Genomic DNA, 26908 nt, shown 5'->3' with positions numbered 1-26908 from the left:
ATTCGATACTCCGCTCGGCCCAGTCCGAAGGTCGGGACGGACCTCAGTCCAGGGTGAACGGGTCGTACGATATTCGTTCCAGTTCGATCCCCCTGGCCAGCAGCTTGGCGACGGTCGCCTGGATCATCGGCGGCGAACCGGACACGAGGACGTCGTGGTGCTGCCACTTGCCGCGCTGGGTCACGGCGTGGGCGAGCGTCCCGCGGTCGCCGCCGGCCAGTGCGCCCTCCTCGGTGACCGGGGTGACCGTCAGCCACTTCGACGTCGCGGCCAGCCGGCGCAGCTCCTCCAGCGCGTACAGGTCCTCCGGTCGCCGTCCGCCGAAGAACAGGTGCACCGGCGGGTTCCGCTTCCAGCGCGACAGGTCGTCGAGGATGGCCAGCAACGGCGTGATGCCGGTGCCGCCGCCGATCATGAGCAGCCGCCGTTTCGTGGACGTCGGGCGCACGTTCAGCACGCCCATCGACGGCCCGAGGCGCCAGACGTCACCGGGCCTGGTGTGGTTGACGATGCTCCCGCTGACCCAGCCGCCGGGCACCGCGCGCACGTGGAAGGTGAGCTGGCCGTCGCCGCGGGGTGCGTTCGCCGGCGAAAGGTACCGCCAGAACCGGGGCCGCTGGGGCACCTCCACGCTGACGTACCCGCCGGCGCGGTACGGCAGCAGCCCCTCGGTGCGCACCTTCACCAGCGCGACGTCGCGGCTGAGCTTGCGGTGCTCCAGCACGGTCGCCGACCAGGCCGCCGGGCCCGTCTCCGCCTGGGCGGCTTCGCGCATCGTCTTGGCGATGAGCCCGTACGCCGAGGTCCACGCCGATTCGACCTCGGCGGTCCACTTCTCCTTGAGAAATCGTTTCAACGCGGCGATCAGCGCGACTCCGACGGCGTCGTAGTGGCGCGAGACGACGGCGAACTTCCGGTGGTCGCGGCCCAGCTGCCCCAGGAAGGTGACCAGCTCGTCGGGCCGGTCGACCATCTGCACCACGTACACCAGCGCGCGCAGCAACCTGCTCCGCTGCGTCGTCATGGTCACCGGGAACAGATCCCGGCAATCGGGGGCGACCACGAACAACGCACCGTAGAAGTACTGCGCCAGTTCATCGGCTTTCGATTCGACCTCCGCAAAACTTTCACGAATCAACCGGGCCAGCTCTCGACCTTCCACAGCCGAAACGGGAAGCGTCTCGGGCGCTGCGGGGATCTTCACGGATTCAGCGCTCATCGGGAACGGTAATCTCCAGTCGTGCAAAGGCTTTCGCGCCGTGCATGCGTGCGGCGTCGCTGTGGCGGTGCCGCCCCCGAGGGTTCCCGACTGTAGGCGAATTCCCGTGCAGATGCGCGTGATTCGGCGCGTTCCCGCTCGAACGGAGCAATTCAGGTACACCCGGTCAACCCCGCCTGTCACAGCGTAAAAATGATCACGCCGCCGGATTCATCCGTTACTGGTTGCCGATTTCCGAAGCGTAACGAAATCATTGACCGGACGGCGGATTGTCAGTGCCCGATGCGACTAGTCGATCGTGAACGGGTCGTACTGGATCTGGTCGAGCGCGCTGCCCGCGACCAGCATGCGCGACACCGTCGCGCGGATCATCGCCGGCGAGCCGGACACCAGGATGTCGTGGCCGGGCCACGCCCCGTACCGCGTGACGGCCTCGGCCAGCGTCCCCTGCTCGAACCCCGGGACGTCGCCGCCGCGTTCGACGACCGGCGTCACGGTCAGCCAGGGGTTGGTCGCCGCCAGGGCGCGCAGCTCTTCGAGGTCGTAGAGGTCCTCGCGGGCCGGGCCGCCGTAGAACAGGTGGGTCTTCGGGTTCTCGCCCCACAGCGCGAGGTGGTCGAGGATCGCCCGCAGTGGGGTGATGCCGGTCCCGCCGGCGACCATCAGCACCGCGCGCGAGGACTCCCGGTGGACCGTCATCCGGCCCAGCGGCGGGCCGAGCCGCCAGACGTCCCCGGGCTGGGTGTGGCTGACGATGGCGCGGGAGACCCAGCCGCCGTCGATGGCGCGGACGTGGAACTCGATGCCGCCGTCCTCGCGCGGCGCGTTCGCCGGCGAGAGGTACCGCCACAGCCGCGGCCGCTGCGGCACTTCGACGCTCACGTACTGGCCGGGGTGGTACGGCACGGGCTGGTCGGGCACCAGCCGCACCAGGGCGAGGTCCCAGGTCAGCCGCCGGTGCTCGACCACGGTGGCCCGCCACGACGGCGGGTTCGTGTCGGAGGCGGCCGCCTCCTGCATGGCCCGCGCGGCGATGGTGAACGCCTCGGCCCACGCCCGCTCGACCTCGGGCGTCCACGCCGGGCCGAGGTGGTTCTTGAGCGACGCCAGCAGCGCCGTCCCGACCGCTTCGTAGTGCCGGGGCACCACGCCGAACTTGCGGTGGTCGCGGCCCAGCTGGCGCAGGAACGGCGCGAGGTCGTCGGGCCGGTCGACCATCTGCACGATGTGCACCAGCGCGCGCACCAGCCTGCCGCGCTGGATCTCCATGTTGATCGGGAAGAAGTCGCGCGTGGTCGGGGCCAGGGTGAACAGCATCCCGTAGAAGAACTGCGAGATGTCCGCGATGTAGGGCTCGGACATGGCCCAGCTGTCCCGGATGAGCCGGACCATGGCCGTGACGGCCGCGGGAGCCTCGCGCGGGGCCGAAGACCTGGGGAGCGGGCTGACGGAGTCGGCTGTCATGAGGGGTTGTTCACGGGTCGGGGACCGCCTCCTGGGTCCTTCGCCACTGCTGCCACCTCGTCACTCAACGTCACTGGAACGCGCCGCGCGCGGCGCCCGTCCGCAGGGTATCCGCCGGGCGCCCTTTTGCCCGCATTGTTGCTCCGACCGGGTGTATTGCGCCCGGTCAGGCGTGGGGGACCTCACCGGTGCACCGGTTGTCGACGGCAAGTGCCCGGCAATATACTTGTATGGCACAACCAATGGAGGTGCCGATGGGCTTCGACAACACCGACGAGGACGTCCGGGTCGAGCTCATGCGCGAGCTGAAGACCGCTTCCCAGCTCCAGCACGCCTGGATCATGCAGACCTGGCAGAGCGAGCCCGGGCTGCACCCGGCGGCCGCGATGCTGCTGTCCGACCTGGCGAAGAACGGCGAGACGCGGCCGTCCGAGCTGGCGAAGCGCCGGTTCGTCGACCTCTCGGTCGTGAGCAGGCAGATCGCCCAGCTGTCGGCGGCCGGGCTGGTCGACCGCCGTCCCGCGCCCGAAGACGGCCGGGCGTCCCTGGTGAGCGTCTCCGAGAAGGGCCGGGCCGAGCTCGCCCGCTGGCGCGCCGGCTACGTCGAGTTCATGGAGAAGGCGCTCGGCGGCTGGGACGACGAGCGCGTCACGGACCTCACCACGCGGCTTGCGGAGATGAACGCCGACCTCCGCCACGCCCTCGGCAGCGACGCCCCGCCGGCTGACACGAACAAGTGACACCCGGGCCGCGAGGCACACCGCAAGTGGCTCTCGGCCCTGGCGAAAGTGTCCGTTCGGTCCTGACTTGACGGCATTCCCCAGGGTTAACGTCGGTGGGTGACGCGTGACCGGGTCGCATTGCTGTGCGCGATGGGAATCGACAACTTCGGCTCTGGGCTGTTCCTCCCGCTGGCGCTGGTCTACGTGACGCAGGTGGTCGGCGTGCCGCTGGCCATGGCAGGCACCGCCGTAACGCTGGGTGCCGTCGGCGCGCTCGTCGTGCCGCTGCTCGCCGGCCGGCTGGTCGACCGCGTCGGGCCACGCGCGGTGGTGGTCAGTGCCCAGCTGCTCCAGGCGGCCGGCGCGGGTGCGTACCTGGTCGCCGACGGCGCCGGTCCGGTGGTGGTCGCCGCCGTCCTGCTGTCCGCCGGGCAGCAGCTGTTCTACAGCTCCCTGTTCGCGCTCATCGCCGACGTCGCGGGGGAAGGCCCGAAGGACCGGCCGTTCGCCGAGGTGGGGATGGTGCGGGCCGCCTGCTTCGGCCTCGGCGGTCTGGCGGCGGGCGCGCTGCTGACGTGGCTCGGCGACGACGGCTACCGCGTCGCGCTGATCGTGGACGTCGTGACGTTCTTCGCCGCCGCGACGATCCTCGCCTTCTTCGTCCGGCTCACCCGGCCGCGCCGGCCCGCCCGCGAGCCGTCGGTGCGGGTGCTGCGCGACCGGCCGTACCTCGCCCTGATCCTGTTCAGCGGGCTCTTCGGGCTCTCGCTGGACTTCTTCCTGATCGGCACGCCGGTGTTCGTGCTCGACCGGCTCCACGGCCCGGCGTGGCTGCCGGGCGCGATCCTCGCGCTGCTGACCCTGCTGACCAGCGTCGGCGGCACGCTCGCGCTGCGGCTCACCGCCCGGCTGACGCGGATCGCGGCGATGCGCCTCGGCTCGGCGTTGTTCGCCGCGTGGTGCCTGGTCAGCCTGGGCGTGCTGGTCGTGCCCGACGGCTGGCAGGTGGGGTACCTGCTGGTGTCGACGCTGATCTTCGCCGCGGGCGACCTGGTCTTCGGGCCGCGATCGGGGGCGCTCGCCGAGGCCGCGGCACCTCCGGTGGCCCGCGGCCGTTATCTCGCTGCGTACCAGTACGCGTTCACCGTGGCGCAGGTGATCGCGCCGGCCGTGGTGGCCTTGTTCTCGGTCGCCGACTGGTTACCCTGGGTGCTGGTCGGGGCGTGCGCCGGCGTCGCCGTGGCCGGGCTCGGTGCGCTCGGCTCGCGGTTGCCGGCGAGCGCGGTGGCACCCGGAAGAAGTTGAGCGGAACAGACTCAAGTTTCCGTGCGTTAGAGAGGGTGACGGGTCACGGTCAGGCCTGTCACCAGGACTTTCTCGCAGTACCGAGCATGAGGTGAGGGATGGACGCTTTCAACCCGACCACGAAGACCCAGCAGGCGATCTCGTCCGCGGCGCAGGCGGCCACCATGGCAGGCAACCCGCACGTGTCGGCCGCCCATCTGCTGGGCGCCCTGCTGGCGCAGGGTGAGGGGCTGACCGCACCGCTGCTGACCGCGGTCGGGGCCGACCCGGAGGTGGTGCACAAGGAGCTCGAACCGCTGATCGCGGCGCTGCCGTCCGCGACCGGTGCGACCGTGTCGAGCCCGCAGTTCGACACCTACGCGGTCAAGTCGCTGACGCGCGCCCAGAAGCTCGCGACCGAGCTGGGCGACGAGTACGTCTCGACCGAGCACCTGCTCGTCGGGCTCGCGACCGAGGGCGGCCAGGTCGCCGACCTGCTCAAGCGGCACGGCGCGACGCCGGACGCGCTGCAGGAGGCGTTCGTCAAGGTCCGCGGCTCCGCCCGGATCACCAGCGAAGACCCGGAGAGCACGTTCAAGGCGCTGGAGAAGTACGGCGTCGACCTCACCGCGCGCGCCCGCAACGGCGAGCTCGACCCGGTCATCGGCCGCGACACCGAGATCCGCCGCGTCGTGCAGGTGCTGTCGCGGCGCACGAAGAACAACCCGGTCCTGATCGGCGAGCCGGGCGTCGGCAAGACGGCCATCGTCGAGGGCCTGGCCCAGCGCATCATCGCCGGGGACGTGCCCGAGTCGCTGCGCGGCAAGCGCGTCGTCGCCCTCGACCTCGGGTCGATGGTGGCCGGCGCGAAGTACCGCGGCGAGTTCGAGGAGCGGCTGAAGGCCGTGCTCAAGGAGATCACCGACTCCGCGGGCGAGGTCGTCACCTTCATCGACGAGCTGCACACGATCGTCGGCGCCGGCGCGACCGGCGAGGGCGGCGCGATGGACGCGGGCAACATGATCAAGCCGATGCTCGCCCGCGGCGAGCTGCGGATGGTCGGCGCGACCACGCTCGACGAGTACCGCCAGCACATCGAGAAGGACGCCGCCCTGGAGCGGCGCTTCCAGCAGGTGCTCGTCGGCGAACCGTCGCCGGAGGACACCATCGCGATCCTGCGCGGGCTCAAGGAGCGCTACGAGGTGCACCACGGTGTCCGGATCACGGACGCCGCGCTGGTCGCCGCCGCGACGCTGTCCGACCGCTACATCACCGCGCGCTTCCTGCCGGACAAGGCGATCGACCTGGTCGACGAGGCCGCGTCGAAGCTCCGCATGGAGATCGACTCGCGGCCGGTGGAGATCGACGAGGTCGAGCGCGCCGTGCGCCGGCTGGAGATCGAGGAGATGGCGCTCGCGAAGGAAAGCGACGCCGCTTCGAAGGAACGCCTCAACGCCCTGCGCGCCGAGCTGGCCGAGAAGCGCGAGACGCTGACCGCGCTGACCGCGCGCTGGCAGAACGAGAAGGGCTCGATCGAGCGCGTCCGCGAACTCAAGGAGCAGCTCGAGCAGCTGCGCGGCGAGTCCGAGCGCGCCGAGCGAGACGGTGACCTCGGCAAGGCCGCCGAGCTGCGCTACGGCCGGATCCCGGCGCTGGAGAAGGAGTTCGAAGCGGCCACCGCGGCGAACGAGGCCAGCCAGCAGAACGTCATGCTCAAGGAGGAGGTCGGCGCGGACGACGTCGCCGACGTCGTCAGCGCGTGGACCGGCATCCCGGCGGGACGGCTCCTAGAAGGCGAGACCGGCAAGCTGCTCCGGATGGAGGAGGAGCTGACCCGGCGCGTCATCGGGCAGGCCGAGGCCGTGCAGGTCGTGGCGGACGCCGTCCGCCGCAGCCGGGCCGGCGTCGCCGACCCCGACCGGCCGACCGGCTCGTTCCTGTTCCTCGGCCCCACCGGCGTCGGCAAGACCGAGCTGGCCAAGGCCCTGGCTGAATTCCTGTTCGACGACGAGCGCGCGATGCAGCGCATCGACATGAGCGAGTACGCCGAGAAGCACTCGGTGGCGCGCCTGGTCGGCGCCCCGCCCGGGTACGTCGGCTACGACCAGGGCGGCCAGCTCACCGAGGCCGTCCGGCGCCGCCCGTACTCGGTGGTGCTGCTCGACGAGGTCGAGAAGGCCCACCCGGACGTCTTCGACGTGCTGCTGCAGGTCCTCGACGACGGGCGGCTGACCGACGGCCAGGGCCGGACGGTCGACTTCCGCAACACCATCCTGATCCTGACGTCGAACCTCGGCTCGCAGGCCATCGCCGACCCGTCGCTCGACGAGCGGCAGCGGCGGGACGCCGTGCTCGAGGTGGTGCAGCGGCAGTTCAAGCCGGAGTTCCTCAACCGGCTCGACGACATCGTCGTGTTCCACTCGCTCGGCACCGAGCAGCTGACGTCCATTGTGGACATCCAGGTCGCCCGGCTCGCCAAGCGGCTGGCCCAGCGGCGGCTGAACCTGGAGGTCACCGACGGCGCCCGCGAGTGGCTCGCCCTCAACGGCTTCGACCCGATCTACGGCGCCCGCCCGCTGCGGCGGCTGGTCCAGTCGGCGATCGGCGACAAGCTGGCGAAGGAACTGCTGTCGGGCGGCATCCGGGACGGCGACACCGTGCGCGTCGACGCCCCGGAGCTGGAGGCCGGTGACGCGCTGACCGTCACCCGCGTCTGACCCCTCGTGAGTGGTAAGGCGGGTTGGAACCCGCCTTACCACTCACGACACCGTCCAAAGTGGCGATTTGTCGACCCCGGCCGGGCGAAAATGCTCCGAACGGGCCGGGCGACACGGGTACCGGCGATCATCCCTCCGGCCTGAGGAGGCGATACCCTGGCCGACGTGGGTATTCCGGCGTGGATCTGGTTCGTCATCGCGGCCGTCGCCCTGGTGGCGGGGCTGGGGTTGCTCGCGGCCGACCGGGCGAAGGAGGGCTCGCGCAACCGCGAGCGAATGCGCTGGGCACAGTTGCGCGGCTGGCAGTTCGTCGAGGAGGACGAGCGCCTGCCGCAGCAGTGGTCCGGCGGCGCGATCGGCTACTTCGGCGCGGACGCCGCGGTGAACGTCGTCGCGGGGTCCACCTTCACCTCCGACGGCCGCCGCCCGGTGTTCATCTTCGACATCGAGTCCGAGGGCCAGATCCCGGCGGTCGTGGTCGCCGTGCGCTGCAACAAGAAGCACCGCATCCCGATCGAGATGTGGCTGTCCAGCGTCCCGTTCCAGCGCGCGGACATGCCGGAGATGCTCGGCCCGATCGGCGCGCGGTACGCGTTCGCCGACGACGCCGACGGCGCCCGCGTGGTGATCACCCAGGAGCTCGTGGACGCGGCGGACCAGCTCGGCGGCGACGTCGGCGTGGCCTGGCTGGAGAACGAGTGGGTGCTGGCCAGCGTGGTCCCGACGGCCGGGCCGTCCCGGCTCGAGCGCCTGCTGCGCGACCTGGGCGAGATCGCGGACATCGTCGACCCGTTCGACGAGGACTACGACGCGGGCCGCCACCAGGCGAGCGCCCCGGTCCCGTCGGAGGCCAAGGCCCCGGTCACCCCGGCGGCCGGGACGCCGGTGCCGCCGTCCGCGGACGCCGAGCCCAAGCCGAGCGAGAGCTAGAAGCCGAGCAGCCGCTGGTCGAGGACGCCGATCGAGCCCGACCGGTCGAGGGTGCCACGCACCGACGTCGTGCCGCCTTCGGCGTGGACCACGTGGTCCACGCCCAGGTCGCCGCGGATCGACCCCGCCGGGCCGGCCGGGCCCAGTGACTCGCTCGTCTGCACGAAGCCCCAGGCCGGGCCGAGCTGGCCGCCCGCCTCGTGCGATTGGCCGATGTCCAGGACGCCGGTGATCTGGCCGGTCGCGTGCTGCTCGGACGTCGTCCCGAGCGCGCCGAGCCTGCCGAGGTCGACCGCCTGGCCGGAGGACCGGCGGGCCGACAGCGCGCCTTGGAGATCGCCGGTGAAGCTGCCGTGCAGGCCGGTGTCGAGCTGCTCCGCGTTCTGGCTCAGCACGTCGACCCCGTCGGCGAGCCAGACGCCGTGGCTCGTGCCTTCGCCGAGGCCGATCCGGCGCCCGGCGTCACCGCCGAGGGGGGACAGCGACAGGTTCCGGGACGCGCCCTGGCCGAGCCGCTGGTTGTTCGCGGTGACCGCGCGGACGTCGCCGAGGCGCAGGGTGTGCCGTCCGGCACGGGCGAGCGAATCGACTTCCTGCGCCGCCGCCGACGTCTCCGACTGCCGTTCGTCACGGCGGGTGGTCGCGGACTCGTCGAGTTCGGTGGTGAGGACCGCGCCGGCGACCTCCTTCGCGAGGAAGTCGTGGCGGGTCGCCGTCACGGTCTCGCGCACCACCGATGAGCCGTCGGCACCCGCGGTGGAGACGTCGCGCCGGAACGTGCTGTCGTCGCGGTGGTCGAGCGGCAGGGTCAGCTCGGCCGGGCTCGCCAGCGCGGCGGCGGGGGTGGCGAAGAGCAGCGCGACGGGCGCCGCGCCCGCGGCGACCTTGGGCAGATAGCCGCTTTTGCGCCTGCTGTGCTTACCCATGCGCCGGACGATACTTCCCGGTGAATCGCTGCGCATGTCCGGGCCTGACCTGCGGGTATGGTTCACTCACATGAACACCACCGCTCTCATCACCGGGGCCACCGCGGGCATCGGCGCGCAGTTCGCACGCACGCTCGCCGCCGAGAAGTACGACCTCGTGCTCGTCGCTCGCGACGCCGCCCGGCTGGAGGCCTACGCCGCTGAGCTGCGGGAAAAGCACGGTGTCGCCGTCGAAGTGCTCCCCGCCGATCTGTCCGAAGTAGACGGACGGACGGCGGTCGAGGAGCGGCTCGCGGCCGCGCCGGTCGACCTGCTGGTCAACAACGCCGGCTTCGGCCTGAACGGCGACTTCTGGACCATTCCGCCGGACGCGCTGCAGCGCCAGCTCGACGTCAACGTCACCGCCGTCCTGCGGCTCACCCGCGCCGTGCTGCCCGGCATGATCGAGCGCGGGCACGGCGAAATCATCCAGGTCAGCAGCGTGGCGGGCTTCTTCAGCGGCCGCGGCTCGACGTACACGGCCAGCAAGAACTGGGTCACGTCGTTCACCGAAGGCATTGCCGCGTCGCTGCCGAAGGGCGTCCGGATGATGGCGCTCTGCCCCGGGTTCACGGCGACCGAGTTCCACGAACGGGCCGGCATCGGCAAACCGGGCCCGAAAATCGCCTGGTTGGGTGTCGAACAGGTGGTCAACGAGGCGCTCGCGGACCTGCGCCGCGGCAAGGTGATCTCGGTGCCGAGCCTGCAGTACAAGGCGATCGTCGCGCTCGGCGGCCTGCTGCCGCGCGCGGTGCTGCGCCGGGTCAGCGGCGGTTTCGGCGGCAAGGGCCGCACCTGAGTAGGGCACTTTCACGTAAAAGTGCCCCGGTAGGGCTGTCCCCACCGGGAAGACGCACGCGCGCACCAGGGTGGTCCGGGGGCCGGCTCAATAGCGTTTTCCGCATGATGACTGAGGCAGTTCGGCTCGAGGCTGTGCGCAAGGAGTACGGCGGCGGTGTGGCGGCGCTGGACGGGGTCTCGATCTCCTTCCCGCGCGGCGGGTTCACCGCGGTGATGGGCCCGTCCGGCTCGGGCAAGAGCACGTTCCTGCACTGCGCGGCCGGCCTCGACCGGCCCACGTCGGGCCGGGTGGTGCTCGACGGCCAGGACCTCGACGGCAAGAACGAGACGTACCTGACGAAGCTGCGGCGCGACCGCGTCGGCTTCGTCTTCCAGGCGTTCAACCTGCTCCCGGCGCTGACGGTCGAGCAGAACGTCGTGCTGCCGCTGCAGCTGGCGGGCAAGCGCCCGGACAAGCGGCTGGTGGCGCGGATCCTCGCCCACGTCGGGCTCGACGGGCGCCGCAAGCACCTGCCCGGGCAGCTGTCCGGCGGGCAGCAGCAGCGCGTCGCGATCGCGCGCGCCCTGGTCACCGACCCGGCCGTGCTGTTCGCCGACGAGCCGACCGGCGCCCTCGACACGCGCACCGCCGCCGAGGTGCTCGGCCTGCTGCGCGACTCCGTCCGGGCGTCCGGCCAGACGATCATCATGGTGACGCACGACCCGGTCGCCGCGTCCTACGCCGACCAGGTCGTCTTCCTCGCCGACGGCCGGATCGCCGGGCGGCTGGACCGGCCGACCGCCGAAGCCGTCGCCGAGCGGATGACCCACCTCGGCGCGTGGGGCCGGGTGGCGGCCTGATGTTCAAGCTCGCTCTGCGGACCCTCCGCCTGCGCAAGGGCGGGTTCCTGGCGACGTTCGTCGCCGTGTTCTTCGGCGCGCTGGTCGTTTCGGCGTGCGGTGGCCTGATGGAGACCGGCATCCGGTCCGAGACGCCGGTGCAGCGGCTGGCCGCGGCGCCGATCGTCGTCGGCGGGCAGCAGGCGCTCATGCTGCCGAAGAAGGACCCGGCGACCCTCGAGGCCGGCGACAAGCGCAAGTTCGAGAACGCGACCCTGCCCGAGCGCGTCCGGCTCGACGCGGCACTGGCCGATCGCCTGCGGGCGGTTCCGGGCGTCACGGACGTCGTCGGCGAGGTCAGCTTCCCCGTGCAGCTCGGGAAGACGAGCGCCCTCGGGCACGCGTGGGATTCCGCCGTCCTGACGCCGTATGCGCTGCAGGGCGCCGCCCCGAAGCCGGGCGAAGTCGTGGTCGACGCCGGGCTCGGGCTCGCCGTCGGGGACACGCTGCCGGTCGCCGCGCACGGCAGCGTCGGCCCGTTCCGGATCGCCGGGATCGCCCAGGCACCGCACGCCATGCGGGACGCGGCCGTGTTCTTCGCGGCTTCGGACGCCGAACGGCTGTCCGGGCACCCGGGCCGCTTCGACACCATCGGCGTCTTCGGCGGTGACGTCGCCGCCGTGACCGCGGCCGTCGGGGACGCCGGAGTCGTGGCGACCGGTGCCGAGCGCGGGGCGTTCGAGTTCCCCGAGACGGGCAAGAGCGGCGAGAACCTGATCGTGCTGGCCGCCGTGTCGGGCGGGCTCTCGGCGATGGTCATGGTGTTCGTCGTGGCCGGCACGCTGACGCTGTCGACGCAGCAGCGCCAGCGTGAGCTGGCCCTGTTGCGCGCGGTCGGCACGACTCCGCGCCAGCTGCAGGCGGATGGTGCTCGGCGAGGCGCTCGTCGTCGGGCTGCTCGCGGTCGGTGCGGCCGTGGCGCTCGGCCCGGTGCTCGGGGAGTGGCTGTTCGACCAGCTCGTGGACCACCAGGTCGTTCCCGACGTGCTGCGGTTCGCGCAGGGCTGGATCCCGGCCGTGGTCGCCGCGGGCGCGTCGCTGCTGGCCGTGGTGGGCGCGTCCTTCGTGGCCGGACGGCGTGCTTCGCGGATCCGCCCGACCGAGGCGCTCGCCGAAGCCGCCGTCGAGCGGCGCTGGCTGACGCCGATCCGGCTGATCACCGCGATCCTGTGCTTCGGTGGCGGGACGGCGCTCGGCATCGTCACGGTCGCCGTGATGACCGGCCCGGTCGCGGCCAGCACGGCCGGCCCGGCGGTGATGCTGTGGGCGTTCGGGCTCGCGGCGATCAGCCCCGGCGTGACGAAGCTGGTGGCCACCCTGCTGACCTGGCCGGTGCACGCGCTCAGCGGCGTCAACGGCCGGGTCGCGCTGCGCAACACCCGCGTCGGCGCGGTGCGGGCGGCCGGCGCGGTCACGCCGATCATGCTCGCGGTCGGCATCGCGACCGCCAACATCTACCTGCAGACCACCCAGGAAGCCGTCTCGAACCAGGCCTACACCGAGGACCTGCGCGCGGACGCCGTCGTCGGCTCGCCCGCCGGGCTCGACCCGGCGGTGCTGGGGCGGGTGCGCGCCACCCCGGGCGTCGCGAGTGCGTCGGAGTACGTCACGAGCACGGTGTTCGTCGAGCGGCCGTTCGACTCGGGCCAGAACGACGACGGCCGGCCCGCGCTGGGCGTCAGCGAGCTGACCGGGAACACCGTCGAGGTGCCGTCGACGCTCGGCCACCGCGTCGGCGACACGCTGTCGCTGCGGCTCGGCGACGGCACGCCGGTGGACGTGCGGGTCACCGCGGTCGTCGACCAGCGTCCCGGGTTCGAAAAGCTCGTGCTGCCCGCCGGGCTGCTGGCCCCGCACACGACCCTCGGGCTGGCGCCGCAGCTGCTGGTCCGCGCCGCTCCCGGCGTCGACACTGCGACGCTGACCGCGCGCCTGCGCGAGGCGACCGCCGGGCTGCCGGTGTTCGTCGGCGACCGCGGCACGCTGCTCGCGGCGCACGCGAAGGGCAACGAGGTCGGCGCCTGGGTCAACTACCTGCTCGTCGGGATGATCATCGCGTACACGGTGATCTCCGTGGTGAACACGCTGGTGACGGCGACCGTGCGGCGGCGCCGCGAGTTCGGGGTGCAGCGGCTGAGCGGCTTCACCCGCGGCCAGGTGCTGCGGATGGCCGGTGTCGAAGGCGGCCTGATCGCGACCATCGCGGTGCTGCTCGGGACGCTGGTGGCGGCGGGCGCGATCGTGCCGTTCTGCCTCGTGGTGACCGGTTCGCTGCTGCCGTCGGGCCCGGTGACGATCTACCTGGCCGTCCTCGCGATCGCCGTGGTGCTCTCGCTCGGGGCGATCCTGGTCCCGGCCTGGGCCGCCACGCGCGGGCGTGCGGTCGACGCCACATCCATCGGTGAGTGAACCCGGCCGTGTGTAAGACTCTCGGCCGTGGCGAACCCCGGGTTGGATCAAGCGGCGAAACTCGAACTGGCCAGGCTGGTCACCGATCTTTCCGTGGTACACGGAAAAGTGACACTGGCGTCCGGCAAGGAAGCCGACTACTACATCGACCTCCGGCGGGCGACGCTGCACCACGCGGCCGCGCCGCTGATCGGCAAGCTCCTGCGTCAGCTCACCGCGGACTGGGACTACGTGGCGGCCGGCGGCCTGACGCTCGGCGCCGACCCGGTCGCGCTGGCGATGCTGCACTCGGCGGCGAACGACGGCGTCGTGCTCGACGCGTTCGTCGTCCGCAAGTCGGTCAAGGAACACGGCATGCAGCGGCGCATCGAGGGCATGGAGGTCCGCGGGCAGCGCGTGCTGGCGGTCGAGGACACCTCCACGACCGGTGGCAGCGTCCTGACGGCGGTCGAGGCCCTGCGCGAGGCGGGCGCGAACGTCGTCGGCGTCGTGACGGTCGTCGACCGCGACACCGGGGCGCGTGAGGCCATCGAGAAGGAAGGCCTGGAGTACCGGTACGTCCTCGGCAAGGACGACCTCGGCCTGGACTGATCGAACACCGGGGCGGATCCGTGGATTCGCCCCGGTGACGACCGTCACCGACAATCACCGCGTGACGTTTTCCGCCCGCCGGTGTCCTCCCCGTGAGGAGGTGCCGTGACGACGACCACGCCGCTCGACGACGTCACCCTCGTCGGCCGCGCCCGGGATGGGGACGTCCGGGCCTACGAGCAGCTCGTGCTGCGCTACCAGGGCCCGATGTTCCGGCTCGCCGTCAAGATGCTGCACCACCGCGGCGACGCCGAGGACGTCGTGCAGGAGGTGTTCCTCAACGCCTGGCGCAAGCTGGGCCAGCTCAGCGAGGACGCCGCGTTCGTCGGCTGGCTCTACCGGGCCACCACGAACCGCTGTCTCAACGCGATCCGCATGCGCAAGCCGCAGGCCGACGTCGACCTCGACACGGCCGAGTCGCCGCGGACCGACCTGCAGCCGGAGCGGGCCGCCCAGGTCAGCAGCCAGCTCGCCGCCCTGAACGCGGCCCTGGCCCAGCTGACTCCCGAACAACGAGCGTGCTGGCTGCTGCGGGAAGTGCACGGCCGGTCCTACGAAGAGATCGGCGAAACCGTCGGCGTGACCGCGACCGCCGTCCGCGGCCGGATCGCGCGCGCCCGTGCCCAGCTGGCGGAGGTGATGAAGCCGTGGCGATGACGGACTACGGGCTGCCCTGCGAGCGCGACGTCGAGCAGGTGTGGGAACGGCTGGACGCGGTGGCCGACGAGCACGAGCTGACCTGCCCGCACTGCGCCGCCGCGCGCGAAAGCCTGCTGGCGTTGCGCGCGGCCACGTCCGAGCTGGTGGCCGAGGAGGACGCGCCGTCGCCGGACCTGTTCGGGCGGATCATGTCGGCGGTGCGCGCCGAGGTGCGGCGCGGCTCGATGGTGCCCCTGCCGACCCCGGAACCCGGGTTCGTCGAGGTCAGCGAGCAGGCGGTGGCGGCGGTGCTGCGGTACGCGGCCGACACGGTCGGCGGTGTCCGCGCGCGGCGCTGCCGGGTGCGGACCGTCCCCGGCGGCGTCGAGGTCGAACTCACCCTCGCGGTCAGCCTGCGGAACGCGACGGGCGGCGAAGCGCTGGCGAAGGTGCGGGAGCGGGTGACCGCGGCGGCCGCGGCCCGGGTGGGCGTCACGCTGGCGAAACTCGACCTGCTCGTGGCCGACGTCTACGAGGAGCCGGGGGAATGACGGTCGAACACGTCATCGCCGATCCGGTGATCGCGAGTGTGGCGGCGCGGGCGGCGATCACCACGCCGGGTGTGGTGCGCCTCGAACCGGGGCTGCGCGGCCTGGTGACGTCGTGGACGCGCGCGGCCCGGCAGCGCTGGCAGGGGCTCGACCCGGCGCCGGCCGACGGCGTCCGGGTGCGGACCACCGGCGGCCGGGTGACGGTCGAGATCGACCTGGTCACGGCGGCGGACGACCAGGTGGCCGCGGTCGGCCGGGCGGTCCAGCGTGCGGTGCGCCGGTCCGTGGCCGAGCAGACCGGGCTGGTCGTCGACGCGGTGTCGGTGTCCGTCATGGACATCGAGCCGGCGACGCGATGACCGCCGGCGAAGCCGTCGCGAAGATCCTCGGCGCCCTCGAAGCGGTGGACGGCCTCCGCCCGGCGGTCCCGCTGGTCTGGGACGCCCCGGCCGTCGACCTGGACCCGGAAGTCGTCCAGGTCCGGCTGGTCGCGACCCGGCTGCCGCTCCCGCCGCTGCTGGACCGGGCGGCCGAAGCCGTGCGCCCGGTGCTGGCGGGCACGCCGTGGGCGCACGCGCGGCTGCGGCTGGTGGTCACCGATCTCGACGGCGCGGCCTTCGCGAGACCCACGTCACAGTGAGCCTCTCCCGCAGGGCACCACGACCATCGCCGACGTCCACATCGCGGCGGACGAGGAGCAGGCGACCAGCGATCGCGTCGAGTGAAAACCGGCTGCCGACCGTGTGACCAGGGCGTACCGTCGGGGTGTGGAGGAGCCGCCGGAACCGCAGCCGCAGCGCCCGGCCGACCCGAACCGGAAGAAACCGGACGGCGCGCCGGACCAGTACCCGCACGAGGAGCCGACGCAGTACCCGGCGAAGCGGCCGCCGGAATTCCCACCGGGAGTGACGCCGCCGTCACCACGCAGGTGAACAGGCTGCTCCGCTGGGTTAAACATCACGGACGTGGGCATCCGTAGAGACGGACGACCCCGTCCGGCGGAGTAAAGTCGCTGGTAGGGGGATCGGGTGGAGGGGGTGCGATGGCGAAGTTCCTGGCCGACGTGACCGTCGTGGTGCACATCCTGGCCTTGGCGCTCATCGGGCTGGGCGGGTTTCTCGCCTGGCGCTGGCCCAAGCTGATCTTCGTCCACATGTTCGCCGCGGCCTGGGGCGTGCTGGTGAACGTCACGCCGGTGCCGTGCCCGCTCACCGCGCTGGAGAACTACTTCCGCCACCAGCAGGGACTCGGCGACCTGCCCGGCGGGTTCAACGCCTACTACCTCTACGGCACGGTCTTCCCGCAGTCGTGGCTGCCGGCGATCGGGATCATCGCGATCGTGGTGGTCGCGTACTCCTACGTCGGCGTCTACCACCGCTGGCGCCACCGCCACGACCACGCCGGGGAAACCCACGTGCGTCCCGTCCACCTGGGCTGAGCGACAATCGCCGGGTGAACTCCATACCCGGACCCACCGAGTGGGTGAGCCGCGAAGAGGTCGGCGTCGGCCCGTGGCCGGGTGCGTGGCCTGCCGACGAGCGGTACGACCCCGAGCTGCTGCGGGACGGCGACCGCCGCAACGTCGTCGACGCCTACCGCTACTGGCGCCGCGAGGCCATCGTGTCCGATGTGGACAGCCGGCGGCACCCGTTCCACGTCGCGATCGAGAACTTCCAGCACGACCACAACATCGGCACCGTGGTCCGCACGGCCAACGCCTTCGCCGCGGCCGAGGTGCACATCGTCGGCCGCCGCCGCTGGAACCGGCGTGGCGCCATGGTGACCGACCGCTACCAGCACTTGCGCCACCACGACGACGTCTCCGAGTTGGCGGCCTTCGCCGCGGAGCAGGGCCTGGCCGTCGTCGCGGTGGACAACACGCCCGGGTCCCAGCCGGTCGAGACGGCCGAGATCCCGCGCGAGTGCGTCCTGCTGTTCGGCCAGGAAGGGCCGGGGCTTTCGCAGCCGGCGCAGGAAGCGGCGTCGCTGGTCGTGTCGATCGCCCAGTTCGGCACGACCCGCTCGATCAACGCCGGGGTCGCGGCCGGGATCGTCATGCACGCCTGGATCCGGCAGCACGCCGATCTCGGCCGCGCCTGGTGACGGCCTACAGGCCCCAGCCCCAGCGCAGCTGCACCACGCCCGACGCGTTGTTGGTCTCCAGCCCGCTGCCGCTCTGCCGCGTGATCGAGTACGTGTCGCCGGAGCGCAGGCCGGGCCAGTAGACGACGCCCATCTGCCGCGACCGCGCCAGGTCCGTGGTGGCGGCGAAGTACGCGGTGAAGTTGTTGCCGTCCTGGTGGCCGGCGGAGTAGTCCAGGCCCGTCGTCATCGGGGCGCCTGCCTCGTCGATGATCGTCCGCGACGAGTACGACCCGAGCCGGTTGCTGAGGTTCGCCGTCCACGCCGAGCGGGTCGTGTCCGAGGCCCAGAAGCCGTAGAAGTGCAGCGAAAGCAGCGTGCCGTTCAGCGCGCTCGCGGCGCCGACGCCGGTGACGTTGTCGTTGTAGCCGGTGCCGCTGATCAGCACCCGGCCGCGGGGGATGTTCGAGTGCCGGGCCAGCCAGGTCGAGCAGAGCGAAACCCAGTCGTTCAGGCTGTAGCCGAACGGCTCGTTCATCGGCTCGAAGTACACGTTGCCGTTGCCGCCGTAGTCGGCGGTGACCTTGTCCCACATGGTGTTCCAGGCGTTTGTGTCGTCGACGAAGCCGTCCTTGTTCGCTTCCCAGTAGCCGAAGATGACCTTCATGCCGTGGGCCAGCGCCGAGTCGGCGGCGCCCTTGTACCGCCCCCACCAGTCCGAGTTGACGCTCTGCGGGTTGATCGGCAGCCGCACGGTGTTCGCGCCGAGTTTCTGCTCGAAGCCGGTGATGATGCCGTCGGCCTTGCCGCGGACGCTGTCGTAGCTGTCGCCGGCGGTGAGGCCGGTGGGGATGACCCAGCCGTCCACGTAGTTGTCGCGGGCGTCCGCCCAGTTGACGCCGCGGAAGCCGTTGGTGGCGGCGGAAGCGCTTTCCGGAACGACGAAGAGGGGAACGAGCAGCAGGACGAGCAGGAATTGCCGAAGACGGGCCATGCGAACTCCGATGTTCACGTAAACATGCCGCGTCGAGAATCCTCGACGGCCCGCCGGACGTCAAGGGTCAGACGGGGGCGACCTCGACCGGGATTCCGTTCAACACCGACGTTCCGGACGGAACGTCCAGCAGCGTCTCGTCGGCGACCAGGTTGGAGTTGACGCCGGGGTTCGCGCGCGCCACCCGCGTCCGCGAGCCGTCGACGTCGTGGCCCCAGCCGTGCGGGATGCTGACGACGCCGGGGCGGACCTCGTCGGTCACCTCCACCGGGACCTGCAGTTTTCCGGCGCGCGACGTCACCGAAGCGAGGCTGCCGTCGGTCAGGCCGAGGCGCGTGGCGTCGGCGGGGTGGACCTGCACCGTGCACCGGTTGCCGCCGCGGACGAGCGGCTCCAGGTTGTGCATCCACGAATTGTTGGAGCTCAGGTGCCGCCGCCCGATGAGCACGAGACCGTCGGCTTCCGCGTTTTTCGCAAGTTCTTCCCGCAATCGCGGAACGTCGGCGACTACGGGTTCGGGCGCCAGCTCGATCCGGCCGGACGCCGTGCACAGCACCTCGGGGATCCGCGGCTTCAGCGGCCCGAAGTCCATCCCGTGCGGCGCGGCTTCGAGGTCGGCCAGGGTGACGTTGTAGGGGCCGGCGCGCAGCAGCAGGTCGACCAGGCGCGCGGGCCCGGTGCGCTCGCCGGCGACGGCGACGTCGAGCCCGTTGCGGCGCGCGGTCTCCCCGGCGACGAAGTCGTCCAGCGCGGCGACGTCGGCCTCCGGGCCCTGGCCGGCGACGATGCCGGTGAGCCGCAGCATGGTCTCCCACTCCTGCGGCAGCGCCGACGGCAGCGTCGCGGGCGTCCAGTTGGCGACGTTGCGGATGGACAGCTGGTAGAAGGCCAGGTCGAAGTGCGGGCGCTCGAGCGGCGACGGCCCGGGCAGGATGACGTCGGCGTGGCGGGACGTCTCGTTGAGGTAGACGTCGACGGAGATCATGAAGTCGAGGCTGTCGAGGGCCGCGGCCAGCCGGCCGGCGTTCGGCGTGCTCAGGCACGGGTTGCCGCTGACCGTGATCAGCGCGCGGACCTGGCCCTCGCCCGGGGTTTCGATCTCGTCGGCGAGGGTCGCGACCGGCAGTTCGCCGACGACCTCGGGGTAGCCGCGCACGCGGCTGCGCCAGCGTCCGACGGCGAACGGACGGCGGTTGCCGGTGGGCTGGCAGGCGGCCAGCGGGAACATCGCGCCGCCCGGCGCGTCGAGGTGGCCGGTGAGCACGTTGAGGACGTCGACCAGCCAGCTCGCGACGGTGCCGAACGCCTGCGTGGTGGTGCCGATCCGGCCGTAGACGACGGCGTTGTCCGAGGTCAGCTCGCGGGCCATCCGGCGGATGGCGTCGGCGTCGATGCCGGTGCGCGGGGCGACGGCTTCCGGCGTGAACGGCTGAGCCAGCTCCCGGACGTCCTCGAGGCCGTCGAGGTGTCCTTCCAGGCGCCCGGGTGCGACGAGGTTTTCCGCGAACAGGACGTTGACCAGCGCGAACAGCAGCAGCGCGTCGGTGCCGGGCCGGATGGCGTGGTGTTCGTCGGCGAACTGCGCGGTGCGCGTGCGCCGCGGGTCGACGACGACGATCTTGCCGCCGCGCTCGCGGATCGCCCGCAGCCGACCGCGGATGTCCGGCGCGGTCATCAGGCTGCCGTTGGAGACGAGCGGGTTGGCGCCGAGGATCAGCAGGTGCCGCGTCCGGTCGAGGTCGGGCACCGGGATGGCCAGCGGGTCGCCGAACATCGTGCCGGCGGAGTAGTGCTTCGGCAGCTGGTCGACGGAGGTGGCGCTGTAGAAGTTCTTGGTGCCCAACGCTTTGTAGAGCACGCGGCCGTAGAGCGTCAGCGCGATGTTGTGCACGCCGGGGTTGCCCGCGTACACGGCGACGGCGTCCCGGCCGTGCTCCTCGAGGATCGGCGGGAGCCGGCGCGCGATCTCGTCGTAGGCCTCCTGCCAGCTCACCTCGACGAACTCGCCGTCGCGCTTGAGCAGCGGGGCGGTCAGCCGATCGGGGTCGTGGTGCAGGGCGCCGAGGGACGCGCCCTTGGGGCAGATGTACCCCCGCGAGAAGACGTCCTTGTCGTCACCTTGGACGCGCGTGACCTGCTGGTTCGCGTCGAGCGTCACTTCCAGGCCGCAGGTGGCTTCGCACAGCGGGCAGGTGACGTGGGCGGTCGTCATGACCACCGAACATACTAAGCGGTATGTCGATCGGCAAGGCACGATTGCGACATGGACGTCTCGGCCGCGGAACGCGCGGTGACTTCGCGGCACCTGCGCCGGGTGTGGGCACTGCCCGGCACGCTCCTGGGCCGCAGCCGCTGGCCGGCGGCGGTGGACCAGCGGCTGCACTGGCACTGGAACTACTGGTGGCAGGCCCACCTGCTGGACACGCTGGTCGACGCCCAGCTGCGCGCGCCTTCACCGGCGCGGCTCGCGGTGATCCGGACTTTCGTGCGCTCGGTGCGGCTGCGCAACTTCGGCAAGTGGACCAACGACTACTACGACGACATCGCCTGGCTGGGCCTGGCGCTGCAACGGGTTGCGGCGCTGGGCATCGACGTCGGCCCGGCCCTGGCGGCGATCGAGGCCCAGCTCCTGTCGGGCTGGACGACGGCGGCGGGCGGCGGAATCTGGTGGCGCCGCGGCGACGACTTCAAGAACGCCCCGGCCAACGGCCCGGCGGCGATCTTCCACGCCCGATCCGGGAATCTCACCCGCGCTCGCGAGATGACTGCGTGGCTGACGTCCACTTTGGTCGATCCTTCGTCCGGTTTGGTGTGGGACGGAATCCGCGCGGACACGGGCGAGCTGGTGAAGCACATTTACACGTATTGCCAAGGGGTTTACCTGGGTGCTTGCCTTGAGTTGTCCTTAGTGGACGATGCGGCACGGACTGTCCGCGCGGTGGCGGAGCACCTCGCACCGGGCGGCGTCATCCGCGGCCAAGGCGGCGGCGACGGCGGGTTGTTCGCGGCGATCCTGGCGCGGTACCTGGCGCTGGCGGCTCGTTCGCTGCCGGGCCCGGAGGCCGCGGTGGCCCGGTCACTGGTGCTGACGTCGGCGGAGGCGTGCTGGTCAGGCGCGGCGCCTGGTCTGGTGTTCAGCGCGTACTGGGACCGCCCGGCGCCCTGGCCGTTGGTTGAGGACGCGCCGGAGCGGGACATGTCGGTCCAGGTGGGCGGCTGGATGCTCCTCGAAGCAGCGGCGACGCTGTCACCAGACATCGCCGGCTCGCCAGTCGGCGGTTAGCTCGCCGTCGAGGTCCAGTGGCGCCCGGGCCGGCCACACGTACACCCCGCCGTCCTCTTCTTCGGTGCGCTGGATGCCTGATGGCGTCAGTGCGAACGTCGGTCCCCGCCACTGCCGCCAGCCTCGGCCTTCGTACAGCGGCACGGCTTCCTCCGCGGCACTCAACGCTCCGAGGTCGTACCCCGGCAGCAGCCGCTCCAACGCCGTCATCAACGCGCTCGCGTGCCCGCGGCGGCGGTGGTCCGGGTGGACGGCGACGCCCTCGACGTACCCGGCGCGGAGCACGCGCCCGCCGTGCAGGAGCCGTCGTTGGACGAGCGCGGCGTGTCCGATCAGCTCGGTTCCGGCGAAGGCGAGGGCGTGCGTGCCGCCGAGGGTGTTCTCCCAGTCCGTGTCGGCGAAGTCGCCCTCGAAGGCTGTGTCGAGCAGGGTGCGGGTGGGTGCGGGCAGGTCGGCGGTGTGCGCGAGGCGGATCACCGCTCCAGTATCAGCAGCCGCAGGAGGCGCCGTGGAGGAATTTCGGGGTCAGCCAGACCGATTCCGGCGGCCGGTCCGGGTCGGCCATGCGGGACATCAGCAGCTGGACCGCCCGGCGGCCCAGGTCCGCGATCGGCTGGACCAGCGTCGTCACCGCCGGGCTCACGCGGCGGGCCCAGTCCATGTCGCCGTAGCCGACCACCGCCAGCTCGGAGCCGATGCGGATGCCGCGGCGGTGGGCCTCGTACTGGACGCCGACCAGCATCGCCTCGTCCGCCACCACCAACGCCGTCGGGGACGGCCAGCCGTCGAGGAGCTTGGCCGTGGCGCGGGTGGCGCCGCCCGCGTTCGAAAACCCGCTCTCCACCAGCTCGCGGTTGAACCGCAGGCCCGCTTGCTCCAGGCCCAGCCGGTAGCCGCGGATGCGCTCGCGGCTGACCTCCAGGCCCTCGTCGCCCGAGATCAGGCCGATCTTCCGATGCCGGCGATCAGTCAGGTGCCGGACCAGCGACGCGACCGCGTGCACGTTCTCCGTGCCGACCTGGTCGACGTCGTTGCGGGCGGCCACACGGTCGACCAGCACCGTCGGCACGCCCATCCGCACCAGGCCGTTGATCACCGCTTCGTCGCCGGCCGAGGGGACCAGCAGCACGCCGTCCACCAGGTCCGCGCGCAGGGCACGCACCACCGCGGCTTCTTCGCCCACGGTGTCTTCGGTGTCCGCCAGCACGACGTCGCACCCCGCCTGCGCCGCGGCCGCCCTGATCGCGCGCAGCAGCTCGCCGGAGTACGGGTGGGTGTCGACACCCATCGCGACGCCGATCCGGTAGGTGACCGGGGGGTCCCACAACCGGAGGTCCGGCGAAAGTGCGGTCATAAGCCCTCGCAGACGCTCAGCCGAAAGGTATCCGCTGAACGGCCGCGCGCAGGTGTCAGGAACCCAGATTCACTGAAGTGAGTGAACCGCCGGGCAGCCGCACGACTCACGGTGACGCAGAGTGGGTGCCAGCCGCACCGTTTCGGCCTTGCGGCCCGGGTCGTTGATCCGGGCCAGCAGCAGCCGCACCGCCTGCCTGCCGATCTCCTCGATCGGCTGCGCCATCGTCGTCAGCGGCGGGTCGACCAGGTCCGCCCATTCGACCTCGTCGTAGACCACGACCGGCAGGTCACGCCCGATCCGCAGCCCGCGCCGCCGGGCCTCGTGCAGCACGCCGACCATCATGCCGTCGTTCCCGACGACCAGCGCCGTCGGCGGCTCGGGCAGCGCCAGCAGCGTGCTCAGCGCCAGCGCGCCGCCCTCGCGCGAGGAGTTTCCGCAGGCCACGAGCTCGGACGACCACGTCAGCCCGGACCGGCCGAGCCCCAGCCGGTAGCCGAGGACGCGCTCTTCGCTCGTCGACAGCCCGGGCACGCCGCTGATCATCCCGATCCGCCGGTGCCCGAGCGTGGCCAGGTGCGCGGTCAGCGCCGACGTCGCCTGGATGTTCTCCGAGCCGACCTGGTCGACGTCGGTGCGGGTGGCCAGCCGGTCGATCAGCACGGTCGGGACGTCGAGGGACACCAGCTCGCCGATCACCGGGCCGTCGCCGGGTGCCGGGGTGATGAGCAGGCCGTCGACGCGACGGGAGCGCAGCGCCCGCACGGTGTCACGTTCCGTGTCCGCGGCGTCGTGGGTGTCGGCCAGCAGGACGGTGTAGCCGTGCACCGAGGCCTCCCGCTCGATCGCCTGCATCAGCGTCGCGAAGTACGGGTTCGCCACCAGGGAGATCGCCATCCCGATCGACCGCGTCCCGCCCGTGACCAGCGAGCGGGCGATGGCGTCGCCGGTGTAGCCGGTCGTCTCGATCGCCCGCAGCACCGCCGCCTTGGTGTCCTCGGCGACCGCGCGCGTCCCGTTCACCACGTGCGAGACGGTCGTGATCGACACGCCCGCGAGCTCGGCGATGTCCCGCTGGGTCGGCCGCGAAGACTTCGATTGGGGCATACCCATCCTTTCCGGCAAGCGTTTGCGCAAACGCTTGCGCGCAAGGAGCAGTCTGTCTACCTTCCCGACCATCGGCAAGCCTCGACACGAACAAAGGCTGGGAATCCATGAGACACCGAAGTCTCACCGCAGTCGTGCTGGCCGCCGTCCTCGCCGCGACGACCGGGTGCACGGTCGAACGCCACTGGGGCGGCAACACCAACACCGGCGGGAGCGGCAAGGCCAAGGTCGGCCTGGTCACCAAGACCGACACCAACCCCTACTTCGTGGAACTCCGCAACGCCGCGAGAGCGGCCGCGCAGGCCAACGGCGCCGACTTCAGCGCGCTCGCCGGCCAGTTCGACGGCGACAACGACGGCCAGGTCCGGGCCATCGAGAACCTGCGCCAGCAGGGCGCGAACACCATCCTGATCACGCCCAGCTCGTCCACCGGCGTGCTCAAGGCGATCAAGGACGCCCGCGACGCCGGCGTCCTGGTCATCGCCCTCGACACCGCCACCGAACCGGCCGACGCCGTCGACGCCACCTTCGCCACCGACAACTTCGCGGCCGGCGAGCAGCAGGGCGCCTACGTCAAGGCCGCGCTCAACGGCACGACGCCGAAGCTGCTCATGGTCGACGGCACCGCGGGCAGCACGGTCGACACCCAGCGGCACGGCGGCTTCCTCAAGGGCATCGGGCTGACCGACGGCTCGCCGGAGATCAAGGGCCACACCGCGGCCAACGGCGACCAGAGCCTCGCCCAGCAGGGCATGGAGAACCTGCTCCAGCGCAGCACCGACATCAACGCCGTCTACTCGATGAACGAGCCGATGGGCCGCGGCGCGTACGCGGCCCTGAAGGCGCGCGGGCTCACCGGGCAGATCGTCATGGGCTCGATCGACGGCGGCTGCGAAGGCGTCCAGAACGTCAAGGACGGCCTGTTCGCCGCCACTGTCATGCAGTTCCCGGCGAAGATGGCCGAGCAGGGCGTGCTCGCCGCCGTCGAATACGCCAAGACCGGCAAGAAGCCGTCGGGCTTCGTCAACACCGGGTCCGCCGTGATCACCGACAAGCCCCTGCCCGGCATCGAGAGCCACGACTCGGCCTGGGGCCTGCAGAACTGCTGGGGAGGCAACAAATGACCACGGCAGTGGCGACGAAGGACCGTGAATCGCTCGGCGACTTCCTGCTCCGCGCCCCCGCGGTCGGCCCGGCGCTCGCGCTGGTCGTCGCGATCGTGGTGTTCTCGCTGGCCACGGACACGTTCTTCGACCTCGACAACCTGTCCACCGTGGTCCAGCAGTCCCTCGTCGTCGGGACGCTCGCGCTGGGCCAGACGCTCGTCATCCTCATCGCGGGCATCGACCTGTCCAACGCGGCCTCGATGGTCGTGGCGACGCTGATCATGGCGAAGCTGGCCGCGGCGGGCACGAACGGCTTCGTCGCGCTGCTCGCCGGCGTCGTGCTGACGATCATCGTCGGCCTCTTCATCGGCGGGCTCGCGACCCGGGTCAAGCTGCCCGCGTTCATCATCACGCTCGGCACGTTCACCATGCTGACCGCGGTGTCGAAGCTGGTCGCCGGCGGCCAGGCGGTGCCGGTGACCGACGGGCTGCTGCAGTGGCTCGGCACCAAGCGCTACCTCTTCGGCGGCATCCCGATCACCTACGGCATGACGCTGGCGCTGCTGATGTACCTCGGCGTCTGGTACGCGCTGACGAAAACCGCGTGGGGCAAGCACGTCTACGCGGTGGGCAACGCGCCGGAGTCCGCGCGGCTGTCCGGCATCAAGGTCAACCGCACGGTGCTGTCGGTCTACATCGTGGCCGGGCTGACCTTCGGCATCGCCGCCTGGCAGGCGCTCGGCCGCACGCCGAACGCCGACCCGAACCAGTTCCAGCTCGGCAACCTCGACTCGATCACCGCGGTCGTCCTCGGCGGCACGAGCCTCTTCGGTGGCCGCGGTTCGGTGCTCGGGACGCTGATGGGCGCGCTGGTCGTGGCCGTGCTGCGGTCGGGCCTCACGCAGATGAACGTCGACGGCAACTACCAGGACCTCGCCACCGGCGCCCTGCTGATCGCCGCCGTCGTGGTGGACCGGATCGCGAGGAGGCAGCAGCAGTCATGACCGAACCCATCCTGTCCGCGCGGGGACTCGTCAAGCGCTACGGCCGCGTCACCGCCATCGACGGCGCCGACTTCGACCTGCTGCCCGGCGAGGTGCTCGCCGTGGTCGGCGACAACGGCGCCGGGAAGTCGTCGCTCATCAAAGCGTTGTCCGGCGCGGTGATCCCGGACGAGGGCGAGATCAAAGTGGATGGTCGTACTGTCCACTTCAAATCCCCTTTGGACGCTCGGCACTACGGCATCGAGACGGTCTACCAGGACCTCGCGGTCGCGCCGGCGCTCGACATCGCGTCGAACATGTTCCTGGGCCGGGAGAAACGGCTGCGCGGGCCGCTCGGGCTGTTCCGCAAGCTCGACACCGCGACCATGCGGTCGGAGGCGCAGCGGATCCTCGACGAGCTGGGCATCAACATCAAGTCGATCAGCCAGCCGGTCGAGACGCTGTCGGGCGGCCAGCGCCAGGGTGTCGCGGTGGCCCGCGCGGCCGCGTTCGGCACCAAGGCCGTGATCATGGACGAGCCGACCGCCGCCCTCGGTGTCGCCGAGTCCGGCAAGGTGCTCGACCTGATCGGCCGGATCCGCGACCGCGGCCTGCCGGTGGTGCTGATCAGCCACAACATGCCGCACGTGTTCGACATCGCCGACCGCATCCACGTGCACCGCCTCGGCAAGCGCGTCGCGGTCGTCTCGCCGAAGACGCACTCGATGAACCAGGTCGTCGGCCTGCTCACGGGTGCGTTGCGGCTCAACGAGAACGGCGAAGTCGAAGAGGCCGCCGCGGCAACGCATGTGGCCGGCTTGAAGTGAA

At 71.5% G+C, this 26908-nt stretch carries 26 protein-coding genes and 1 pseudogene; 19 read left to right on the top strand and 8 right to left on the bottom strand.

Annotated features, from left to right (window positions below; all coding sequences use genetic code 11):
- Nucleotides 1–43: 43 nt before the first annotated feature.
- Together BLW76_RS06160 and BLW76_RS06155 are read right to left on the bottom strand one after the other, a co-directional pair.
- Complete coding sequence (locus BLW76_RS06160; RefSeq protein WP_091305789.1) at nt 44–1147, bottom strand: globin domain-containing protein; 1104 nt, start codon at nt 1145–1147, stop codon at nt 44–46.
- Between the two features lie 360 nt (nt 1148–1507).
- Entirely contained in the window at nt 1508–2683 is a 1176-nt protein-coding gene (locus BLW76_RS06155) for a globin domain-containing protein (protein WP_208613226.1), read from the bottom strand.
- 254 nt (nt 2684–2937) lie between these two features.
- Here BLW76_RS06155 and BLW76_RS06150 point away from each other — a divergent pair, with 254 nt between their 5' ends.
- The 4 genes from BLW76_RS06150 to BLW76_RS06135 all read left to right on the top strand — a co-directional run bounded on the left by BLW76_RS06150 (nt 2938) and on the right by BLW76_RS06135 (nt 8336).
- Nucleotides 2938–3423 carry a MarR family winged helix-turn-helix transcriptional regulator gene (locus tag BLW76_RS06150; protein WP_091304886.1) on the top strand — a complete coding sequence of 162 codons (486 nt, stop codon included), beginning with the start codon at nt 2938–2940 and terminating at the stop codon, nt 3421–3423.
- A gap of 99 nt (nt 3424–3522) precedes the next feature.
- Nucleotides 3523–4710, top strand: coding sequence for an MFS transporter (locus BLW76_RS06145; RefSeq protein WP_091304885.1), 1188 nt, complete (start codon nt 3523–3525; stop codon nt 4708–4710).
- A gap of 98 nt (nt 4711–4808) precedes the next feature.
- Nucleotides 4809–7406 carry an ATP-dependent chaperone ClpB gene (gene clpB, locus BLW76_RS06140; protein WP_091304884.1) on the top strand — a complete coding sequence of 866 codons (2598 nt, stop codon included), beginning with the start codon at nt 4809–4811 and terminating at the stop codon, nt 7404–7406.
- A gap of 165 nt (nt 7407–7571) precedes the next feature.
- Nucleotides 7572–8336, top strand: a complete 765-nt coding sequence (locus tag BLW76_RS06135; RefSeq protein WP_091304883.1) for a type III secretion system chaperone family protein — start codon at nt 7572–7574, stop codon at nt 8334–8336.
- On the opposite strand, the gene BLW76_RS06130 is transcribed toward BLW76_RS06135, so the two are convergent.
- On the bottom strand, nt 8333–9262 hold the full coding sequence (locus BLW76_RS06130; protein ID WP_091304882.1) for a hypothetical protein: 930 nt from the start codon (nt 9260–9262) through the stop codon (nt 8333–8335). The genes BLW76_RS06135 and BLW76_RS06130 overlap by 4 nt on opposite strands.
- A 70-nt stretch (nt 9263–9332) precedes the next feature.
- Here BLW76_RS06130 and BLW76_RS06125 point away from each other — a divergent pair, with 70 nt between their 5' ends.
- The 11 genes and pseudogenes from BLW76_RS06125 (at nt 9333) to BLW76_RS06080 (ending at nt 17274) form a co-directional block, all read left to right on the top strand.
- Nucleotides 9333–10100, top strand: a complete 768-nt coding sequence (locus tag BLW76_RS06125; protein WP_091304881.1) for an SDR family NAD(P)-dependent oxidoreductase — start codon at nt 9333–9335, stop codon at nt 10098–10100.
- A 104-nt stretch (nt 10101–10204) separates the two neighbouring features.
- On the top strand, nt 10205–10942 hold the full coding sequence (locus BLW76_RS06120; protein ID WP_167384489.1) for an ABC transporter ATP-binding protein: 738 nt from the start codon (nt 10205–10207) through the stop codon (nt 10940–10942).
- A pseudogene (locus BLW76_RS50660) lies at nt 10942–13390 on the top strand (FtsX-like permease family protein). The gene BLW76_RS06120 and the pseudogene BLW76_RS50660 overlap by 1 nt, the downstream one beginning before the upstream one ends.
- Before the next feature lie 27 nt (nt 13391–13417).
- Nucleotides 13418–13981: an orotate phosphoribosyltransferase gene (pyrE, locus tag BLW76_RS06110; RefSeq protein ID WP_091304879.1), complete on the top strand. Its 564-nt coding sequence runs from the start codon at nt 13418–13420 to the stop codon at nt 13979–13981.
- A gap of 105 nt (nt 13982–14086) precedes the next feature.
- Complete coding sequence (locus tag BLW76_RS06105; RefSeq protein ID WP_091304878.1) at nt 14087–14638, top strand: RNA polymerase sigma factor; 552 nt, start codon at nt 14087–14089, stop codon at nt 14636–14638.
- Nucleotides 14629–15171 (top strand): hypothetical protein, encoded by a 543-nt coding sequence (locus BLW76_RS06100; RefSeq protein ID WP_091304877.1) that lies wholly within the window; start codon nt 14629–14631, stop codon nt 15169–15171. Before BLW76_RS06105 ends, BLW76_RS06100 begins: the two co-directional genes overlap by 10 nt.
- On the top strand, nt 15168–15530 hold the full coding sequence (locus BLW76_RS06095) for an Asp23/Gls24 family envelope stress response protein (protein ID WP_091304876.1): 363 nt from the start codon (nt 15168–15170) through the stop codon (nt 15528–15530). Before BLW76_RS06100 ends, BLW76_RS06095 begins: the two co-directional genes overlap by 4 nt.
- Nucleotides 15527–15811 (top strand): hypothetical protein, encoded by a 285-nt coding sequence (locus BLW76_RS06090; protein WP_091304875.1) that lies wholly within the window; start codon nt 15527–15529, stop codon nt 15809–15811. The genes BLW76_RS06095 and BLW76_RS06090 overlap by 4 nt, the downstream gene beginning before the upstream one ends.
- A gap of 127 nt (nt 15812–15938) precedes the next feature.
- Nucleotides 15939–16103 carry a hypothetical protein gene (locus tag BLW76_RS48300; protein ID WP_167384488.1) on the top strand — a complete coding sequence of 55 codons (165 nt, stop codon included), beginning with the start codon at nt 15939–15941 and terminating at the stop codon, nt 16101–16103.
- 110 nt (nt 16104–16213) lie between these two features.
- Nucleotides 16214–16609, top strand: a complete 396-nt coding sequence (locus BLW76_RS06085) for a DUF2784 domain-containing protein (RefSeq protein ID WP_091304874.1) — start codon at nt 16214–16216, stop codon at nt 16607–16609.
- A gap of 14 nt (nt 16610–16623) precedes the next feature.
- Nucleotides 16624–17274: a TrmH family RNA methyltransferase gene (locus BLW76_RS06080; protein ID WP_091304873.1), complete on the top strand. Its 651-nt coding sequence runs from the start codon at nt 16624–16626 to the stop codon at nt 17272–17274.
- Nucleotides 17275–17278: 4 nt separating this feature from the next.
- Here the strand turns inward: BLW76_RS06080 and BLW76_RS06075 are convergent, their stop codons facing one another.
- Together BLW76_RS06075 and BLW76_RS06070 are read right to left on the bottom strand one after the other, a co-directional pair.
- Nucleotides 17279–18247, bottom strand: coding sequence for a cellulase family glycosylhydrolase (locus BLW76_RS06075; protein WP_091304872.1), 969 nt, complete (start codon nt 18245–18247; stop codon nt 17279–17281).
- Nucleotides 18248–18314: 67 nt separating this feature from the next.
- Nucleotides 18315–20459, bottom strand: coding sequence for a molybdopterin-dependent oxidoreductase (locus tag BLW76_RS06070; RefSeq protein WP_167384487.1), 2145 nt, complete (start codon nt 20457–20459; stop codon nt 18315–18317).
- A gap of 51 nt (nt 20460–20510) precedes the next feature.
- Between BLW76_RS06070 and BLW76_RS06065 the strand changes: the two genes are divergently transcribed.
- Nucleotides 20511–21530 carry a glycoside hydrolase family 76 protein gene (locus tag BLW76_RS06065; protein ID WP_091304870.1) on the top strand — a complete coding sequence of 340 codons (1020 nt, stop codon included), beginning with the start codon at nt 20511–20513 and terminating at the stop codon, nt 21528–21530.
- Here BLW76_RS06065 and BLW76_RS06060 read toward each other — a convergent pair.
- The 3 genes from BLW76_RS06060 to BLW76_RS06050 form a co-directional block, all read right to left on the bottom strand.
- The gene (locus BLW76_RS06060) at nt 21495–22007 is read right to left on the bottom strand and encodes a GNAT family N-acetyltransferase (RefSeq protein WP_091304869.1); all 513 of its coding nucleotides are present in this window, start codon (nt 22005–22007) and stop codon (nt 21495–21497) included. The two genes, BLW76_RS06065 and BLW76_RS06060, sit on opposite strands and share 36 nt — an antisense overlap.
- Before the next feature lie 10 nt (nt 22008–22017).
- On the bottom strand, nt 22018–22884 hold the full coding sequence (locus BLW76_RS06055; RefSeq protein WP_091304868.1) for a LacI family DNA-binding transcriptional regulator: 867 nt from the start codon (nt 22882–22884) through the stop codon (nt 22018–22020).
- A gap of 69 nt (nt 22885–22953) precedes the next feature.
- Nucleotides 22954–23991 (bottom strand): LacI family DNA-binding transcriptional regulator, encoded by a 1038-nt coding sequence (locus BLW76_RS06050; protein ID WP_091304867.1) that lies wholly within the window; start codon nt 23989–23991, stop codon nt 22954–22956.
- 107 nt (nt 23992–24098) lie between these two features.
- Between BLW76_RS06050 and BLW76_RS06045 the strand changes: the two genes are divergently transcribed.
- Genes BLW76_RS06045 through BLW76_RS06035 form a run of 3 tightly spaced genes read left to right on the top strand, consistent with a single transcriptional unit; the run spans nt 24099 to nt 26907 of the window.
- Nucleotides 24099–25115, top strand: a complete 1017-nt coding sequence (locus BLW76_RS06045) for a substrate-binding domain-containing protein (protein WP_091304866.1) — start codon at nt 24099–24101, stop codon at nt 25113–25115.
- Nucleotides 25112–26101 carry an ABC transporter permease gene (locus BLW76_RS06040; protein ID WP_167384486.1) on the top strand — a complete coding sequence of 330 codons (990 nt, stop codon included), beginning with the start codon at nt 25112–25114 and terminating at the stop codon, nt 26099–26101. Before BLW76_RS06045 ends, BLW76_RS06040 begins: the two co-directional genes overlap by 4 nt.
- Nucleotides 26098–26907 carry an ATP-binding cassette domain-containing protein gene (locus BLW76_RS06035; protein WP_091304865.1) on the top strand — a complete coding sequence of 270 codons (810 nt, stop codon included), beginning with the start codon at nt 26098–26100 and terminating at the stop codon, nt 26905–26907. The genes BLW76_RS06040 and BLW76_RS06035 overlap by 4 nt, the downstream gene beginning before the upstream one ends.
- The last annotated feature ends 1 nt before the right edge of the window (nt 26908 follow it).

The sequence above is a fragment of the Amycolatopsis tolypomycina genome (assembly GCF_900105945.1).
Lineage (GTDB): Bacteria > Actinomycetota > Actinomycetes > Mycobacteriales > Pseudonocardiaceae > Amycolatopsis > Amycolatopsis tolypomycina.
This window is presented reverse-complemented; position numbering and strand designations above follow the sequence as displayed.